The sequence below is a fragment of the Gemmiger formicilis genome (genome assembly GCF_024462815.1).
Classification (GTDB): Bacteria; Bacillota; Clostridia; order Oscillospirales; family Ruminococcaceae; genus Gemmiger.
This window is the reverse complement of the sequence record NZ_JANGCG010000064.1, coordinates 1-316: the sequence shown is the minus strand read 5'-3', so window position 1 is coordinate 316 and position 316 is coordinate 1. Positions and strand designations below refer to the sequence as shown.

Sequence of the window (316 nt, the reverse complement as noted above, 5' to 3'; positions counted from 1 at the left end):
TGGTAATCGTATTCCGCCGCACTGAGATACAAATTCATCATAACACCCCGCAGTCATTGAACATATCTGTATTATACATCGTCCGTTTTTCCTTTGCAAACCGATTCCGAGAAAGGACACTCTATGTTGAAATTCTACCGCATCCTGCTTTTAACCCTCGTCGCTGTTTTTCTTGCAAGTACCGCTGGCATTGCCCGCTATGCCGCCGACTCCTGTACGCAAACGCGAATGTATCGGCAGCTTGCCGCGCAGACAGAAAAATTCCCCGATGACACCGTGTCAACGGGGAATAATTTTTTGCCGCAGTATCAGGCGC

General features: G+C 48.4%; 1 protein-coding gene. It reads left to right on the top strand.

Features of this window, described 5'->3' with window-relative positions; translation table 11 throughout:
• Positions 1–123: 123 nt before the first annotated feature.
• Positions 124–316: hypothetical protein (locus NE623_RS14515; protein ID WP_256273515.1), on the top strand; the 193-nt coding region annotated here is incomplete at its 3' end.